This window comes from Pantoea sp. C8B4, assembly GCF_051336905.1.
Classification (GTDB): Bacteria; Pseudomonadota; Gammaproteobacteria; order Enterobacterales; family Enterobacteriaceae; genus Pantoea; species Pantoea rwandensis_B.
The window spans coordinates 17627-33574 of sequence record NZ_JBGMNK010000015.1 but is presented as its reverse complement, the minus strand read 5'-3'; the positions used below and the strand labels follow the sequence as shown (position 1 = coordinate 33574).

The window sequence follows — 15948 nt, the reverse complement described above, 5'->3', positions numbered from 1 at the left end:
CTAATCTAAATCATCGGAAAATAATGTTGTAACACAGACAATACCTGGAGTTTTTAGCCGCTTTTTTAAATATCCTTTTAACTCGTTGCGCTAATAATCGCCCACTCAACGAATGCGTTTTTTTAACAGGGTGGGGCGAATTTAAGAGATGATTTAATAGGATTTTTTTGTGAACCGGCACATTTTCTCCGCACTTTTAGGCGGAATTTTGACGTTACCCATGACGTTTTCGGCATCAGCAGCCACGACATCGCAAGCCATTGAAGCGGGATGGAATACATTTAGTACAAATGTTGAGCAAACCTGGTCGCAGCCACAGCATTATGACTTTTATCTGCCCGCTATCACCTGGCATAACCGCTGGACCTATGATGACGAGCATATCGAAAAGTACAACGAGCGGCCGTGGGGCGCTGGTGGCGGTGTATCTCGTTGGGATGAGAAAGGCAACTGGCATGGGCTGTATGCCATGGTGTTCAAAGACTCGTTCAACAAATGGGAGCCTATCGCCGGCTATGGCTGGGAAGCGACCTGGCGGCCATTGAACGATCAGAATTTCCACATCGGTGCAGGCTACACCGCGGGCGTAACGGCGAGAGATAACTGGCGTTATATCCCGGTTCCACTGGTTTTGCCATTAGCATCAATAGGATATGGTCCAGCCACGTTCCAAATGACTTATATTCCAGGGACTTATAATAACGGTAACGTCTATTTTGCCTGGCTGAGATTCCAGTTTTAGCGGGTGAAATGCGTCAAAAAGTGTGAAGGGGATGCAAAAAATCAATATTTATCACTTTTTCATCAATTCTCACTGGACAAATGTCACCGCAATTGCTGTACTAGATGCCGACACAGTTTAGTGTCCATTTTTCATGTAAAGGTAATATAGATGTCCAAGATCAAAGGTAACGTTAAGTGGTTTAATGAGTCGAAAGGCTTCGGTTTCATTACTCCAGAAGATGGCAGCAAAGATGTATTCGTACACTTCTCTGCAATCATGAGCAATGGTTTCAAAACTCTGGCTGAAGGTCAGCGTGTAGAGTTCGAAATCACTGACGGCGCTAAAGGCCCATCTGCTGCTAACGTTATCGCTCTGTAAGTTAACAGTTAGAATTTTGAAAACCCGCCTAATGGCGGGTTTTTTTTGTCCTTTTTACATGTGCCACCAGGTCAGGGAATAGCCCAATACGGCCGCCATGGCGACGAAAAGCGCCATCACTTCATTGTAGCTACGTGGAATCAGGTTTTTCATGTGCGCGCCCCAGAGATGTATTTCATTCAGCATCGCAAAGCCAGGTTAAGCCAACCTTAAGCCGTGATGACAGTCTGATGACAGGGCACATTCTGCGGCGTATTTCACAGAACCTGGCAGTAACATTCTCATAACAATCCTTACTTGCAGCTTTTTACGCAACAACGCTATATAACTGCATGCAAGGACTCATGAGGAGGCAGGATGAATATACGTCAGGCACTGGCAAAAGACAGTTTTGCCCTGAGTGCGCTGTTAACCGAACTGGGTTACAGCGGCACAGAAAAGTTTATTGATACGCGTCTGGCGCAGTTATGCAGCCATCCCGACGAAATTTTATTGGTGGCAGAACACGGTAATCAGGTTCTGGGGTTTCTCTCTTTGCACTTTATCCCCCAACTGGCGCTGCCCGGTGATTTCGCCCGCATCAGCTATTTTTGCATTGCGGAAGGCGAGCGCAGTAAAGGCAGTGGCCAACAGCTTCTCAGCCATGCCGAGCAGTTAGCGCGTGAGCGGGGTTGCGATCGCATGGAAGTGCATTGTCACGCTTCCCGCCTTAAAGCCAACCAGTTCTACTCGCGTGAAGGCTATGTGGAATCTCCGTGTTATCACATCAAAGATCTGGGCTCGCTTTAAGTTCACGCCCGGTGGCGATGACCAGCGCGTCAGCAATGCTGTCAAGCTGATCGAACGGGAGCAGTGAAGCACTGACGCGAATAAACGGCTCGCCGTTGAGGCAGCAGCGTTCTCCCGGCAGTACGGCGATGCCGCGAGCTGCCAGGGTGATCATGGCGTACTGCTCTGATTCCACCGGGATTTGCACGCTCAATCCATCTCGTTCTTCCAGCACCACTCCACGTTTCGCCAGTGCCGCCAGTAACTGCTGGCGACGCTGCGCGTAAACGGTCTTCGCCTGTTGAATGCTCTGCTGTGTGGCCTCATCGGTGAGCATCCACGCCACCGCATCCTGCAAGATACGGCTGGTCCAGCTGACGCCGAAGTTACGCCACGACTGCAGCCGTTTCACCATGTCTGCCGTCGCGGATAACGCCGCCAGGCGCAGATCGGGACCATAAGCTTTGGAAAAAGAGTGAACGTGAATGACCCGCTCCGGGAAGTGGAAACCCAGGCTCCAGGCCGGCCAGCGCGACAGATCGCCAATGCCATCATCCTCGACAATCATCGTGGTACTGTTCGCCAGCACCCGTGCCAACTCGGCACTGCGACGCTGTGTCACGCTGTAGCCGGTGGCCGAATGCGTGCGCGGCTGATAGATAAACATCGCCGGTGATTTTTGCAGATGTGCGGCCAGCGCCGTGGGGATCGGCCCCTGATCATCACAGGGTAGCGGCAAAATTTCTGCGCCGATATTCTCCAGCATATCCAGCAAACGCGTAGCGGTGGGGTTTTCAATCACCACCCGATCGCCCGGTGACAGCAGCGTTTGCACAATCAAATTCATGGCATCAAAGCCGCCATCTGTAGCCAACCAGGCTTCCGCCGGATAGGGCCAGCGTGGTCTGATGGCCGCTTGCAATTGCGGGGAGATCGCTTCGCGTTGATAGCTGTTTAGCTCAGGCGAGGCAATGCCGGCGAGGATCGCCCGCTGGAGATCGGGGAGCAGCGCCGGATCGGGTGAAGCCATGGCCAGTGAGGCACGGATGTTCTCGCCATAGTTGCCAATCTTCTCAAAGCGGATGGGGCGTGGCAGCACGCTGTTGCCACACACCCAAACGCCACTGCGTCCTTTACCCGCCAGTACTTTCTGCTTCTTCAGCTGCGCCCAGGCAGCAGAAACGGTTGCCGGACTGACGCCCAGCCGCTCCGCCAGTTCGCGCACCGCAGGCATTTGCATACCCACAGCGATTTGGCCGTCCCGAATTAACGTTGAGGCGGTAAGCGTTATTCCCTTTACCGAAGCATCATCTATTTGTTGGCTAAGCCACTCGACATCTACCGTTTGCGTCATAAGAAAATCATTTGTTCAGTAACAAAGAATTGATTGTTCAGATTAGTATTCGCGTTTTAGACTCAAATTCAAGCACTATTTGCTGAATAAATAAACAGCGCCAGATCTCTGGCCGAAAACGGGGAAAGCACAATTATGGTAACCATCAGACTGGCGGTGCGTGACTGGGATTATTTCACCCCGCTGGCACTCGGCGACATCAAACCAGAAGGCTTCACGCTGGAGATTGACCGCGTGGGCACGCTGGTTGATAACCTCGCGACCAGCGACAAATACGATGCGGGTGAAGTGTCATTCAGCCGCTATGCCCAGGCATGCGCCAGAGGTGATAACGCACTGCTCGGCCTGCCGCACTTCCTGATGCGCGGCTTCCGCCAGCGCTGCATCATCACTACCGCTGACAGCCCAATTACCACGCCTGCACAGCTGAAAGGCAAGAAAATCGGGGTGACCGGCTGGCAGGATTCTGGCAACACCTGGACGCGCACCGTGCTGCGTGAGGCTGGCGTGGAGATCGATGATGCGTACTGGTTTGCCGGACGTTTGACTGAAGAACATCCGATTGTTGATCGCCTCGCGGGCTTTGGTCGTCCGGGCCGCATTGAGCCGGCACCGGGTGAGCGCCCGCTGATCGATCTGCTCAAGGCCGGTGAACTGGATGCGGTGTTCACGCCCTTTATGCCGGAAGGTTTCTTCCTGAAGAATTCTGGCCTGCGCCAATTGCAAAACGACTTTGTGACCGCCGAGCGCGACTACTTTAACCGCGTCGGCTACGTGCCGGGCATCCATCTGCTGGCGATGAAACCGGCACTGGCGGAAATGCATCCCTGGCTGCCGCAGGCGTTGAGCGAAATCATCGATCGTTCGTACCAGATGTGGATGCAGAAACGTGAGAAATACGCCGACACCACACCGTGGCTGCTGGATGATTTGCGACGTACCGCGCAGGAATTACCGGCGGACTGGAATCAAAACGGATTCTCCGCTAACAAAAAGATGATCGCCGATTTTGCTAACGAGCTGTTCCAGCAAGGCTTAACCAAAACATTACTGACGCCGGAAGCGATTTTCCCGGCAGCAGTGCAAGGGGAGTAAAGATGAAAGTTGCAATGGGGCAGTTTGCTGTCAGCCGCGAATGGCAGGAAAACACCGATATCTGCATCGGTTTAATGAACAATGCACTGGCTGGAGGCGCGGATTTACTGGTCCTGCCAGAAGGCGTGCTGGCGCGTGATATTGCCGACCCTGATTTGGTACTGAAAGCCGCACAGCCGTTGGATGGCCCTTTCATCACACAGTTGCTGGCGGTCAGTAAGGGCAACGATTTAACCACCATGATGAGCGTGCACGTGCCGACAGAGGGCAACAAAGCGCTCAACGTGCTGATTGCCATTCGCAACGGTGAACTCATCGCCGCTTACGAAAAGCTGCATCTTTATGATGCGTTTGCGATGCAGGAGTCGCAGCGCGTAAATCCAGGCAACGAAATCCCACCGCTGGTGGAAGTGGCGGGGATGAAAGTGGGCCTGATGACCTGCTACGACGTGCGCTTCCCGGAGCTGGCGCGCCGTCTGGTACTGGACGGTGCGGATGTGCTGGTGCTGCCTGCCGCCTGGGTGAAAGGCCCGCTGAAAGAGATGCACTGGGAACTGCTGTGTACTGCACGCGCACTGGAGAACACCTGTTACATGGTGGCGGTGGGCGAATGTGGCCCGCGCAATATCGGCAACAGTCTGGTCATCGATCCTCTTGGCGTGGCGATAGCCAAAGCGCCAGAGTCGGCGGCACTGGTCTTCGCCGACCTCGACCCACAACGTATTGCCTACGCACGTAGCGTACTGCCGGTGCTGGAAAACCGCCGTTTTGCTCGTCCTGAACTGAAACCACTTTGATAGATTTTGGGGAACTGGCTCATGAATAAACTAACAACAGCAATAGCGTTGGCGCTGGGGCTGACGGTCAGCGCGGTGCAGGCAGCGGAAACTATCCCAACGCAGAAAGTTGATCAGGCGCTGCATGACCGCCTGCCAGCAGAGATTAAAAGCGCCGGAAAAATGATTTCGGTAAACAACGGATCGTTTCCTCCTTATGAGATCGTTAACGGTCCACATTCGATGGACGGCGCCTCTGCTGACCTGACGAATGCTTTGGCTCAATTGCTGGGTGTGAAAATTGAACATGCCACGGTCAGCGGTTTGTCGGGCGTTTTAGCTGGCATTAACTCGGGCCGTTATCAGATGGCGATTGGGCCGATTGGCGACTATCCCGATCGTCAGCAGAAAGTCGACTTCATCGATTTTGTGCAGGAGTTCGTGGTGTTCGGCGTGCAGAAGGGCAATCCAGCGAAAATTAACGGTCTGGAAGACACCTGCGGCAAGCGTATTGCCGTGATGGCAGCCGGTTCAGCTGAGCAGGTGATTCGTAAGCAGTCGGATGCCTGCGTCGCAGCGGGCAAGCCTGCGGTGGTGGTGCAATCCTTTACCGATCAGCCTTCATCGATTCTGGCGGTGCGCTCTAAGCGTTCTGATGCATTCTTCTCTTCTCAGGCGCCGCTGACCTACTTTATCGAGCAGGCCAATGGCCAACTGGAGCTTTCCGGTAAAGGACAGAAAAACGGCTTTGGCGACATTTTCCAGGGCACGGTCGTACCAAAAGGTTCTGATCTGGGCAACGTGGTACTGGATGCTTACAAAGAGCTGTTCGCGAACGGCACCTACGCGGCGATCATGAAAAAGTGGAAACTCGACGGCAATATCTTGCAGCAGCCGGGTCGTAATCTGGCGCAGGGGACAGCAAAATGAATCCGGTCACCCACAATACGCGAGCCAGGGATAAGGCCAACGTGCAACAGCGCGATGTCGCTTTCGCCCGCAGTGCGCCCACTTATGGACGCTGGATCTCATGGATTGTGGTACTGGTGGTCGCAGCCAACTTTCTCTGGCTGGTGGCGACCAATCCCAATTTTGAATGGAAAGTGGTGTTGCAGTGGTTTACTGAAGGCTCGGTGATGAAAGGGCTGCAGGTGACGCTCGGGCTGACGGTGGTCTCCATGATCCTCGGTACGCTGCTGGGCCTGCTGCTGGCGGTATGGCGTCTTTCGGAAAACAAACTGCTGAGCGGCATCTCGTCGCTCTATATCTGGTTTTTCCGGGGTACGCCACTGCTGGTGCAGCTGATCTTTTGGTACAACCTGTCGACGCTGTTTCCAACCCTTTCGATAACCGTACCCTGGACGGACATCACCTTCGCCAGCTGGAATACCAACGATCTGATTACACCGCTGACTGCTGCGTTTGCTGGTCTGGCGTTGAATGAAGCGGCGTACATGGCCGAGATTATCCGCGCCGGGCTGTTGTCGGTGGATCAAGGGCAGGTGGAAACCACACAGGCGTTTGGCATGAGCCGCAGCCGTGCGCTGCGCCGCATTATCATTCCGCAGGCGATGCGATCCATCATTCCGCCGACCGGTAATCAGCTGATCAGTATGATTAAAGCGACCTCGCTGGTGAGCGTGATAGCCATGGGCGATCTGCTTTACTCGGTGCAGGCCGTTTATAACCGCACCTTTGAAATTATTCCGATGCTGATGGTCGCCGTAATTTGGTATCTGCTCATCACTTCGATCCTGAATATTGGGCAGTCCGCTATCGAACGCTACTACGCACGCGGCACCAAACGTACCGTGGTGAACAAGCGCCGGGCAGACACGGCTGTAGCAGCCACACATCAGCTGAAGGAGGATGTATGAGTGAGATTCAGCCGCTGGTATCTGCGCGCAATGTCCAGAAGAGTTATGGCGATAACGAAGTATTGAAAGGGATCGATCTGGATGTGTTTCCCGGTGAAGTGGTGGTGATTCTCGGGCCATCAGGCTCGGGAAAATCGACCTTCCTGCGCTGTATTAACCATCTGGAAGATATGAATGCCGGCTCGATCATGGTGGGTGAAGAGCAGATTGGCTACGAATTGAAGCGTGGGATTCTGCATCGCCTGTCGGCACGGCGGATTGCTCACCAGCGTCAGAAGATCGGCATGGTGTTTCAGCAATTCAACCTCTATCCACACATGACCGTGCTGCAAAACATCATTGAAGCGCCCATTGGTGTGCATAAGTTTCCTCGCCAGGAAGCGTTGCAGCATGCGCGCGAACTGCTGACGACGGTGGGATTGAGTGACAAAGCCGATGCGTGGCCACGCCACCTTTCCGGCGGCCAGCAGCAGCGCGTGGCGATTGCTCGCGCTTTAGCCATCAAACCGGCGTTGATGCTGTTTGATGAGCCAACTTCCGCGCTGGATCCCGAACTCGTGGGGGAGGTGTTGGCGACGATGCGCACGCTGGCCGATCGTGGTCTGACCATGATCGTGGTGACACATGAGATTGGCTTTGCACGTGAGGCGGCGGACCGGGTGGTATTTATGGATGGCGGCGTGGTGGTGGAGCAGGGGACACCGGAGCAGGTAATCGGTAATCCACAGCACCCGCGAACGCAGGCATTTTTGAGCCGCTTTATTTAATGTTGCGCGGATGTTGATCGTAATCTGTTACAGATTCCAGTTGTGACAGCTGATAAACTGCGCGTTAATAGTCATGTCTGTTTTTCGCTAAGGTTGAAAGGTAAAGTATGGAAGGTTTCAGCATTGCCAAACTGCTGATCATCGGTGCACTTATTGTACTGCTGTTTGGTACCAACAAGTTACGTTCACTGGGTGGTGATCTGGGTTCCGCCATTAAAGGCTTCAAGAAAGCCATGAAAGACGATGAATCCACCGCAACCAAAAGCACCGCTGAAGAAGCGCCGGCTGAACGCGTGAGCCACAAAGAGTAATCCGACTTCAAACGTCAATAAGTGTAAATATTTATGACGTTGATAAAAAAACCAGACTGCTTCCAGTCTGGTTTTTGTTTTTGGGCGCAGGTTAAAACAGCCTGAGTGCGGGCATCACACCCGCAGCACCGATTATTTCACTTCCAGCCCTTTAGCCTGCATATCCGCATGATAAGAAGAGCGGACGAACGGGCCACAGGCCGCGTGGGTAAAGCCCATTGCCATGGCTTCTTCTTTCATCTCATCAAACTCTGCCGGGCTAACATAGCGCTGTACCGGCAGGTGATGGCGGCTTGGCTGCAAATACTGGCCGAGTGTGAGCATGGTGACGCCATGACGACGCAGATCACGCATGACTTCAATGATTTCCGCATTGGTTTCGCCCAATCCGACCATCAGGCCAGACTTGGTCGGCACATCCGGATGCGCTTCTTTAAAACGCTCCAGCAGCTTCAGTGACCAGTCGTAGTTGGCACCTGGACGCACCTGACGATATACGCGCGGCACGTTTTCCAAATTGTGGTTGAACACATCTGGCGGCGTGGCGGTGAGGATTTCCAGCGCACGATCCATACGACCACGGAAGTCAGGCACCAGGGTTTCAATTTTGATGGTAGGGCTTTTTTCGCGAATGGCAGTGATGCAATCAGCAAAGTGCTGGGCCCCGCCGTCGCGCAGATCGTCGCGGTCAACCGAGGTGATCACCACATAACGCAGCGCCATATCGGCAATGGTTTGTGCCAGTTTCAGCGGTTCGTTGGCGTCAGGCATATTTGGACGGCCGTGGGCGACGTCGCAGAATGGGCAACGACGCGTACAAATCGCACCGAGGATCATAAAGGTGGCGGTGCCGTGGTTAAAACATTCAGCGAGGTTAGGGCAGGAGGCCTCTTCACACACCGAGTGCAGACCATTTTTGCGCATGGCGGCTTTGATACCCTGAATGCGGCTGGAATCCGCAGGCAGTTTGATCTTCATCCACTCCGGCTTACGCAGAATCTCTTCACGCTCGACCATCACGGTTTTCACCGGAATCAGCGCCATTTTGTCGGCATCGCGATACTTGACGCCACGTTCCATCTGAATTGGTTTACTCATAAATCTGCAGGTTCCGGTCGGGATTGCGATTTGAAAGCTTCCTCACTCAAACTGAGAACCAGGCTTTCAACTTTATTTGAAAATATGGCAAAAATTATATCATTTCGTCTGCGCATAAGCAGCCGATATGCGAGCGCTAAAGTTACAATTTTGTAAATGAGCACAGACAGTCAAGGTCAGACCGCTGCATCATTTTGCCATTCCAGTTGGGTGAAACCAGTCAAACGGGCGAAATGTTGTACCAAACGGGGTTGTACATCGGCGGTTGTGACGCCCGGCTGTTTTTCACTTAACTGCGTCATACGCATACCGGCATAACCGCAGGGATTGATGCGCAGGAAAGGCGCCAGGTCCATCGCCACATTCAACGCCAGACCATGGAAAGAGCACCCTTTACGAATACGAAGGCCTAACGAGCACACTTTGTCATCGCCGATATAGACGCCGGGTGCGTCGGCACGCGCACGCGCAGCGATACCATAATCCGCCAGGGTGGCGATCACGGTTTCCTCCAGCGCAGTGACCAGATCCCGGACACCGATTTTGTGACGTTTAATATCAATCAGCACGTACATCACCTGTTGCCCAGGCCCGTGATATGTCACCTGACCGCCACGATCGCTCTGCACTACCGGAATATCTCCCGGCATCAGCAGATGTTCGGCTTTGCCTGCCTGGCCCTGGGTAAACACCGGATGATGTTCCACCAGCCAGATTTCATCGGCGGTGCTGCTGTCACGTTGATCGGTAAACTGATGCATTGCATCGGAGACAGATTGCCAGTCGCGCTGGCCCAGTTGACGAACAAGAAGCGTGTTAGCTGACAAAGCGGAGATCCGGTAAAGAGTGGAGGGCTGAGTATAACGCTGGCAAAGCCGCCTTTGCCAGCGTGGGTATTACAGAACCATGCGCACGATATCGATGTTACCCAGTTCTTCATACAGGGTTTCTACCTGTTCGATATGCGTTGCGGTGATGGTGATAGAAACCGAATGGTAGTTACCTTTGCTGCTGGGTTTCACCGCCGGGGTATAGTCGCCGGGGGCGTGGCGCTGTACCACTTCAACCACTTGATCAACCAGCTCCGGTTGCGCCAGACCCATTACTTTATAGGTGAAGGGGGTAGGGAATTCGAGCAGTTCATTCAGTTTGGTTTTCATGTTGGCTCCGGTGCTTAAAATTGAGAAGAGAAGCCCGCAGGCCGCCCCTACAACAGGTGATGCATAAAAAATCGATAAGGGAGGCTTTCCAGCCTCCCCTATACGTTTGAAACGGGGGTTTCTAATTATATGGTATCAGACAGACGATTTTTCAAGCGTCTTAGCCAAACCAGTGATGGAACATCAGTTTGATGTAATCAATGATACGGCTGAAGAAACCGCCTTCCTGCACTTCGTTCAGGACCACCAGTGGACGCTGTTCAATGGTTTTGCCATCCAGCTGGAAGTTGATACTGCCTACAACCTGATTTTTCTGCAGCGGCGCATGCAGTTCGGTATTGGTCAGCACATAGCTGGCTTTCAGGTCTTTCATACGGCCGCGTGGAATGGTCAGGTAGGCATCTTTTTCAACGCCCAGCTGGACACGATCGCTGTTACCAAACCAGACCGGCTCAGAAGCAAACTCTTTGCCTGCTTTCAGTGGTGCCACGGTCTCGAAGAAACGGAAGCCCCAGGTCAGCAGCTTTTTGCTTTCGGTTTCGCGACCTTTGTAGGTGTGACCGCCCATAACCGCAGAGATCAGACGCATCTGGCCTTCAGTGGCAGAAGCCACCAGGTTGTAACCTGCCGCATCAGTGTGACCGGTTTTGATGCCGTCCACGTTCAGGCTGGTATCCCACAGCAGACCATTACGGTTCATCTGTTTGATATTGTTGAAGGTGAACTCTTTTTCACGGTAGACCGAGTATTCGTCCGGCACATCACGAATCAATGCCTGGCCGATCAGTGCCATATCACGCGCTGAGCTGTACTGGCCTTCTGCATCCAGGCCGTGCACGGTCTGGAAGTGGGTGTTTTTCAGACCCAACGCGCCAACGTAGTTATTCATCAGGCTAACAAACGCATCCTGGCTGCCGGCAACGTAATCAGCCATCGCCACACAGGCATCATTCCCTGACTGCAACACGATGCCGCGCGTCAGTTGAGAAACCGGTACGCGATCGCCTGGCTTCAGGAACATCAGTGACGAGCCTTTGAACACCGGATTACCGGTGGCCCATGCATCTTTACCGACGGTGACGATATCATCGTTATGGATTTTGCCTGCTTTGACCGCCTGACCAATCACATAGCTGGTCATCATTTTGGTCAGACTGGCGGGATCGCGGCGCGCATCGGCGTTCTTTTCTGCCAGGACTTTGCCTGAGTTGGCATCGATCAGCACATAAGCTTCAGCATCGATTTCCGGGACGCCCGGGATCATCGTCTTAAGGTTAACATCGTCCGCAAAGACGGCATGGCTGAGAGAAAGGGCGACCAGTGATCCCACTGTCAGGCGTTTCAGAAAACGAGAGGGTTTCAGCGTATTCATGTTAAGGACTACAACATCCGTGGGCTAAGAGTGAAAAAAGTGCCTTACTATAGCAAACGCCCGATCGAGCGACATCTTGCTTTGCAAATCAGTTTCAGCAGTAAAGGTAACTGCCCGTAACATTACGGGCGGGCAGTTGTAATAAATGAGCTCATCTGTGCTTCAGTGGTCAGTCGCTGTTGTAACGCAGCGGCTTCCGCCCGGCTGCTGTACCCGCCGAGTTGAATACGATAAACGTTGCCATTGGCTTCCACATTGCCGGGGACGCCAAAACGTTTACCCAGGCTGGTCGCCAATTGACGGGCGCGCGCTGCATCATTGACTGCCCCGACCTGTACCACATATCCACCGGCGGTACGCGTACTCTGGTTCACGGGTGCAGTGCTGGCTGGAGCAGAAACCGATGCCGCAGCCGGTGCAGCGGACGTTGATTGCGCAGGCGTGGCGGCCGGTTCACTGCCTTCCAGTACGCCGTTGGCTAAAGGCTGTGGTGCGCCGAGGAAGCCGCTGCTCTGTACCGGGGCACCCAGGCCGCCGTTGCTCTGCAGGGTACTGTTATCGACTGCGCGAACATCCTGCGGCGCAGGCGCTGGCGTTGTATTGGCGCTGCCACCCATCATCACCATGCCGCCGTTAAGATCCGGACGGGCGGGCAGGGCGTAGCTCTGCTTCGCCACGGTGGTGCCAATGGTACCCGGGCCGGAAACGGAACCATCCGGGGCGACTTTGATATAATCCACACGCACACGCGAATTATTGGAGATATTCAAACGGTCGCCTGCCGCACGAGACAGGTCAATGATGCGGCCGGGCGTATACGGGCCACGGTCATTAACACGCACCACAATCTGGCGGCCATTAGCGAGGTTAGTGACGCGCACATAACTTGGCAATGGCAGCGTTGGGTGTGCTGCAGTTAAGGCATCCGGGTCGTAAGCTTCGCCGATCGCCGTGCGATTACCTTGCGCTTCTGCACCGTACCAGGTGGCCAGTCCGACTTCGCTGTAGTTCGAAGGATCTTTAATCACGCGATAATTTTTGCCATTAACGCTGTAATCCTGGCTGGTAGAAGGATTGATGGGTTCATAGCGCGGTTCAACGCCTGGGATTTCCACCACCGGGCCATTATAGGCCGGCTGCGGTGGCGCAGTATTACTCTGCTGTTCCGGTGCGGAACAGGCAGCCAGTACCAATGATGCCAGTGCAACCCCAAGCCAATCCTTACGCATGTGCAGCCTCTTAAACGCTTTTAGATAACATTTTTCGATGAGTATGGATCGACATCACGATGCCAAATCCGGCCATTAACACGATCAACGCCGACCCGCCGTAGCTCACCAGCGGCAGCGGAACACCGACCACGGGTAAGATACCACTTACCATACCAATGTTAACGAAAACATAGACGAATAAAATCAACATCAAACCGCCGGCCATTACGCGACCGAACGTGGTTTGCGCGCGCGCCGCAACAATCAGGCCGCGCAAAATCAGCAGCAGATACAGTACCAGTAACACTAATACGCCGACCAGGCCGAGTTCCTCTGCCAGTACCGCAAAGATAAAGTCGGTGTGGCGCTCGGGCAAAAATTCCAGTTGTGACTGGGTGCCATGTAGCCAGCCTTTGCCACGTAAACCCCCGGATCCAATCGCAATCTTGGACTGAATAATGTGATAACCGGCACCGAGCGGGTCACTCTCAGGATCGAGCAGCATCATCACGCGGTCGCGCTGATAATCATGCATCAGGAAGAACCACAGCACCGGGATAAAGGCCGCCACCAGTAGCACCGCCACGGCGATCAGCTTCCAGCTCATGCCCGACAGGAACAGCACAAACAGGCCGGATGCGGCGATCAGAATCGAGGTACCGAGGTCAGGCTGTGCCGCTACCAGCAGCGTCGGCATGAAGATCAGCACCAGCGCGATACCGGTGTTTTTCAGCGTGGGTGGACAGACATCGCGGTTAATAAATCGCGCCACCATCAGCGGAACCGCAATCTTGGCTATCTCGGAGGGCTGGAAACGCACAAAGCCGAGATCGAGCCAGCGCTGAGCCCCTTTACTGATATGGCCAAAGGCATCCACCGCCACCAGTAATATCACGCAGACAATGTAGAGATAGGGCGCCCAACTTTCATATACGCGCGGCGGCACCTGCGCCATGACCAGCATGATGATCACGCCCATGGCGATCTGACCGAGTTTACGCTCCATCATGCCGGGATCCTGACCGCTGGCGCTCCAGATGACGATGGCGCTGTAAGCCAGTAGCGCAAGGATGATCAGCATAAACAGGGGATCGATATGGATACGCGTCCAGATCGATCTTTTCTGCGGGCTATCGTTCATGGACATCTTTATTCACCTTCGTAGCCAGGCGGCGTCGGTGCGGCTTCAGGCAGCACGGTATTGTTGTCGCCTAACATTATGTGGTCGAGAATCTGACGCATCACCGTACCCACTGCCGGGCCGGCACCGCCGTTCTCCAGAATCATGGTCACGGCAACGCGCGGTTTATCGTAAGGCGCGAATGCCGTCATTAACTTATGGTCACGCAAGCGTTCAGCAATTTTGTGCGCGTTATAGGTTTCGTTCTCTTTCAGACCGAATACCTGCGCAGTACCGGATTTCGCTGCGATTTTGTAAGGTGCATCGGCAAAACTCTTGTGCGCCGTCCCGTTCGCGCGGTTGGCCACGCCGTACATGCCATCTTTGGCAATTTCCCAGTATCCCGAGTGGATATCGCCAATCGGCGCATCCGGCGGCTGACGATACGGCACCATGGTTTGGCCTTCACGGGTGGCGCGCAGTAAATGCGGCACTTTGATAATGCCGTCATTGATCAGAATCATCATGGCTTTGTTCATCTGCACCGGCGTTGCCGTCCAGTAACCCTGACCAATGCCCACCGGAATGGTGTCACCCTGATACCAGGGCTTCTTAAAGCGCTTCAGCTTCCACTCACGCGTTGGCATGTTGCCGGGACTTTCCTGCGGCAAATCGATACCGGTGCGATGGCCATAGCCAAATTTGGTCATCCACTCTGACAGGCGATCAATACCCATATCGTAGGCGACCTGATAGAAGAAGGTATCGGCAGATTCTTCCAGCGATTTGGTGACATTCAGACGGCCGTGTCCCCATTTTTTCCAGTCGCGGTAGCGCTTTTCCGAACCGGGCAATTGCCACCAGCCGGGGTCAAACAGGCTGGTATTGCGGTTAATCACCCCTGCACTCAGCGCAGAGACGGCAACATAAGGTTTCACCGTTGACGCGGGTGGGTAAGAAGCCTGCAGCGCGCGGTTATACAGCGGACGGTTCTCATCGCTCAACAGGGCTTTGTAATCCTTGCTGGAAATGCCATCAACAAACAGATTGGGGTCGTAGCTGGGTGTGGACACCAGCGCCAGAATTTCACCAGTGCGTGGATCGCTGACCACAACGGCGGCACGGCTACCGGTCAACAGGGTTTCGATATACTGTTGCAGTTTCAGGTCAACGGTCAGATAGATATCACGGCCGGCCTGTGGAGATTGCTCATGCAGCTGACGGATAACCCGGCCACGGTTGTTAACTTCAACTTCTTCATAGCCGGTTTTGCCATGCAGCACATCTTCGTAATAGTTTTCGATACCGAGCTTGCCGATATCATGCGTTGCGGCATAGTTAGGCCATTTACCTTCATCATCAAGGCGTTTAACGTCACGATCGTTAATTTTAGAGACGTAGCCCACCACATGCGTCAGCGTCTGACCGTAGGGATAATAGCGGCGCTGATAACCTTTCACTTCCACACCGGGGAAGCGGTACTGATTGACGGCAAAGCGCGCCACCTGCACTTCGTTGAGTGCGATTTTAATCGGAATGGAGGTGAAACGACGTGAGCGCTTACGCTCTTTTTCAAAGGCGTCGAGATCGTCGTCCGTCAGATCCAGCACCGGGCGCAGATCCTGCAGCGTCTGCTTCAGGTCATCGACTTTTTCGGGCACCAGTTCAGCCTGGTAAATGGTGCGGTTCAGCGCCAGCGGGACGCCGTTGCGATCAAAGATGATGCCGCGGCTGGGCGCGACGGGCACCAGCTTGATGCGGTTCTCATTGGAACGGGTGCTGTAATCGTCAAAACGCAGAATTTGCAGATGATAGAGGTTGACCACCAGCACGCTGGAGAGCAGGAAAATACCAACAAAAGCCACCAAAGCCCGGCGGACAAAGAGTTTCTGTTCGGCAGTGTAATCGCGAAAGGCGTTGCTCTGTAATTTCATCCG

The 15948-nt window shown here is 54.0% G+C and carries 17 protein-coding genes; 9 read left to right on the top strand and 8 right to left on the bottom strand.

Annotation, left to right across the window (positions count from 1 at the left end):
- Positions 1-220 precede the first annotated feature (220 nt).
- The 3 genes from pagP to ACCW76_RS16915 all read left to right on the top strand — a co-directional run bounded on the left by pagP (position 221) and on the right by ACCW76_RS16915 (position 1891).
- Positions 221-742: a lipid IV(A) palmitoyltransferase PagP gene (gene pagP, locus ACCW76_RS16925; RefSeq protein ID WP_436339415.1), complete on the top strand. Its 522-nt coding sequence runs from the start codon at positions 221-223 to the stop codon at positions 740-742.
- A 150-nt stretch (positions 743-892) separates the two neighbouring features.
- Positions 893-1102, top strand: a complete 210-nt coding sequence (gene cspE, locus ACCW76_RS16920) for a transcription antiterminator/RNA stability regulator CspE (protein WP_034829024.1) — start codon at positions 893-895, stop codon at positions 1100-1102.
- A 357-nt stretch (positions 1103-1459) separates the two neighbouring features.
- On the top strand, positions 1460-1891 hold the full coding sequence (locus ACCW76_RS16915) for a GNAT family N-acetyltransferase (protein WP_436339347.1): 432 nt from the start codon (positions 1460-1462) through the stop codon (positions 1889-1891).
- On the opposite strand, the gene ACCW76_RS16910 is transcribed toward ACCW76_RS16915, so the two are convergent.
- Entirely contained in the window at positions 1869-3224 is a 1356-nt protein-coding gene (locus ACCW76_RS16910; RefSeq protein ID WP_436339346.1) for a PLP-dependent aminotransferase family protein, read from the bottom strand. The two genes, ACCW76_RS16915 and ACCW76_RS16910, sit on opposite strands and share 23 nt — an antisense overlap.
- Positions 3225-3359: 135 nt before the next feature.
- On the opposite strand from ACCW76_RS16910, the gene ACCW76_RS16905 reads away from it, so the two are divergent.
- From ACCW76_RS16905 to tatE, 6 genes are all read left to right on the top strand, one after another.
- Positions 3360-4319, top strand: coding sequence for an ABC transporter substrate-binding protein (locus ACCW76_RS16905; protein ID WP_038648351.1), 960 nt, complete (start codon positions 3360-3362; stop codon positions 4317-4319).
- Between the two features lie 2 nt (positions 4320-4321).
- Positions 4322-5116 (top strand): deaminated glutathione amidase, encoded by a 795-nt coding sequence (locus tag ACCW76_RS16900; RefSeq protein ID WP_034829032.1) that lies wholly within the window; start codon positions 4322-4324, stop codon positions 5114-5116.
- 21 nt (positions 5117-5137) lie between these two features.
- Positions 5138-6025 (top strand): ABC transporter substrate-binding protein, encoded by an 888-nt coding sequence (locus ACCW76_RS16895; protein ID WP_436339344.1) that lies wholly within the window; start codon positions 5138-5140, stop codon positions 6023-6025.
- Positions 6022-6972, top strand: a complete 951-nt coding sequence (locus ACCW76_RS16890) for an amino acid ABC transporter permease (protein WP_436339343.1) — start codon at positions 6022-6024, stop codon at positions 6970-6972. The genes ACCW76_RS16895 and ACCW76_RS16890 overlap by 4 nt, the downstream gene beginning before the upstream one ends.
- The gene (locus ACCW76_RS16885) at positions 6969-7739 is read left to right on the top strand and encodes an amino acid ABC transporter ATP-binding protein (RefSeq protein ID WP_038648340.1); all 771 of its coding nucleotides are present in this window, start codon (positions 6969-6971) and stop codon (positions 7737-7739) included. The genes ACCW76_RS16890 and ACCW76_RS16885 overlap by 4 nt, the downstream gene beginning before the upstream one ends.
- Positions 7740-7846: 107 nt before the next feature.
- Positions 7847-8050: a twin-arginine translocase subunit TatE gene (gene tatE / locus ACCW76_RS16880; RefSeq protein WP_034829040.1), complete on the top strand. Its 204-nt coding sequence runs from the start codon at positions 7847-7849 to the stop codon at positions 8048-8050.
- Positions 8051-8182: 132 nt separating this feature from the next.
- On the opposite strand, the gene lipA is transcribed toward tatE, so the two are convergent.
- The 7 genes from lipA to mrdA all read right to left on the bottom strand — a co-directional run bounded on the left by lipA (position 8183) and on the right by mrdA (position 15945).
- Positions 8183-9148, bottom strand: coding sequence for a lipoyl synthase (lipA, locus tag ACCW76_RS16875; RefSeq protein WP_436339341.1), 966 nt, complete (start codon positions 9146-9148; stop codon positions 8183-8185).
- 176 nt (positions 9149-9324) lie between these two features.
- Entirely contained in the window at positions 9325-9975 is a 651-nt protein-coding gene (lipB, locus tag ACCW76_RS16870) for a lipoyl(octanoyl) transferase LipB (protein ID WP_436339340.1), read from the bottom strand.
- Between the two features lie 69 nt (positions 9976-10044).
- Positions 10045-10308 (bottom strand): DUF493 family protein YbeD, encoded by a 264-nt coding sequence (gene ybeD, locus ACCW76_RS16865; RefSeq protein WP_034829045.1) that lies wholly within the window; start codon positions 10306-10308, stop codon positions 10045-10047.
- A gap of 160 nt (positions 10309-10468) precedes the next feature.
- Entirely contained in the window at positions 10469-11680 is a 1212-nt protein-coding gene (gene dacA, locus ACCW76_RS16860) for a D-alanyl-D-alanine carboxypeptidase DacA (RefSeq protein ID WP_200538786.1), read from the bottom strand.
- A gap of 122 nt (positions 11681-11802) precedes the next feature.
- Positions 11803-12909: an endolytic peptidoglycan transglycosylase RlpA gene (rlpA, locus tag ACCW76_RS16855; RefSeq protein WP_045833502.1), complete on the bottom strand. Its 1107-nt coding sequence runs from the start codon at positions 12907-12909 to the stop codon at positions 11803-11805.
- A gap of 10 nt (positions 12910-12919) precedes the next feature.
- On the bottom strand, positions 12920-14032 hold the full coding sequence (mrdB, locus tag ACCW76_RS16850; RefSeq protein ID WP_038650220.1) for a peptidoglycan glycosyltransferase MrdB: 1113 nt from the start codon (positions 14030-14032) through the stop codon (positions 12920-12922).
- A gap of 8 nt (positions 14033-14040) precedes the next feature.
- Positions 14041-15945, bottom strand: a complete 1905-nt coding sequence (gene mrdA, locus ACCW76_RS16845) for a peptidoglycan DD-transpeptidase MrdA (RefSeq protein ID WP_038648321.1) — start codon at positions 15943-15945, stop codon at positions 14041-14043.
- Between the last annotated feature and the right edge of the window lie 3 nt (positions 15946-15948).

Bases quoted from the DNA above. Each gene is read 5' to 3' on its own strand.
- ACCW76_RS16910 (WP_436339346.1), bottom strand. From the start codon at position 3,224: ATGACGCAAACGGTAGATGTCGAGTGGCTTAGCCAACAAATAGATGAT.
- tatE (WP_034829040.1), top strand. From the start codon at position 7,847: ATGGAAGGTTTCAGCATTGCCAAACTGCTGATCATCGGTGCACTTATT.
- rlpA (WP_045833502.1), bottom strand. From the start codon at position 12,909: ATGCGTAAGGATTGGCTTGGGGTTGCACTGGCATCATTGGTACTGGCT.
- ACCW76_RS16905 (WP_038648351.1), top strand. From the start codon at position 3,360: ATGGTAACCATCAGACTGGCGGTGCGTGACTGGGATTATTTCACCCCG.
- ybeD (WP_034829045.1), bottom strand. From the start codon at position 10,308: ATGAAAACCAAACTGAATGAACTGCTCGAATTCCCTACCCCCTTCACC.
- lipA (WP_436339341.1), bottom strand. From the start codon at position 9,148: ATGAGTAAACCAATTCAGATGGAACGTGGCGTCAAGTATCGCGATGCC.
- mrdB (WP_038650220.1), bottom strand. From the start codon at position 14,032: ATGAACGATAGCCCGCAGAAAAGATCGATCTGGACGCGTATCCATATC.
- ACCW76_RS16885 (WP_038648340.1), top strand. From the start codon at position 6,969: ATGAGTGAGATTCAGCCGCTGGTATCTGCGCGCAATGTCCAGAAGAGT.
- ACCW76_RS16895 (WP_436339344.1), top strand. From the start codon at position 5,138: ATGAATAAACTAACAACAGCAATAGCGTTGGCGCTGGGGCTGACGGTC.
- dacA (WP_200538786.1), bottom strand. From the start codon at position 11,680: ATGAATACGCTGAAACCCTCTCGTTTTCTGAAACGCCTGACAGTGGGA.
- ACCW76_RS16900 (WP_034829032.1), top strand. From the start codon at position 4,322: ATGAAAGTTGCAATGGGGCAGTTTGCTGTCAGCCGCGAATGGCAGGAA.
- pagP (WP_436339415.1), top strand. From the start codon at position 221: ATGACGTTTTCGGCATCAGCAGCCACGACATCGCAAGCCATTGAAGCG.
- ACCW76_RS16915 (WP_436339347.1), top strand. From the start codon at position 1,460: ATGAATATACGTCAGGCACTGGCAAAAGACAGTTTTGCCCTGAGTGCG.
- cspE (WP_034829024.1), top strand. From the start codon at position 893: ATGTCCAAGATCAAAGGTAACGTTAAGTGGTTTAATGAGTCGAAAGGC.
- ACCW76_RS16890 (WP_436339343.1), top strand. From the start codon at position 6,022: ATGAATCCGGTCACCCACAATACGCGAGCCAGGGATAAGGCCAACGTG.
- mrdA (WP_038648321.1), bottom strand. From the start codon at position 15,945: ATGAAATTACAGAGCAACGCCTTTCGCGATTACACTGCCGAACAGAAA.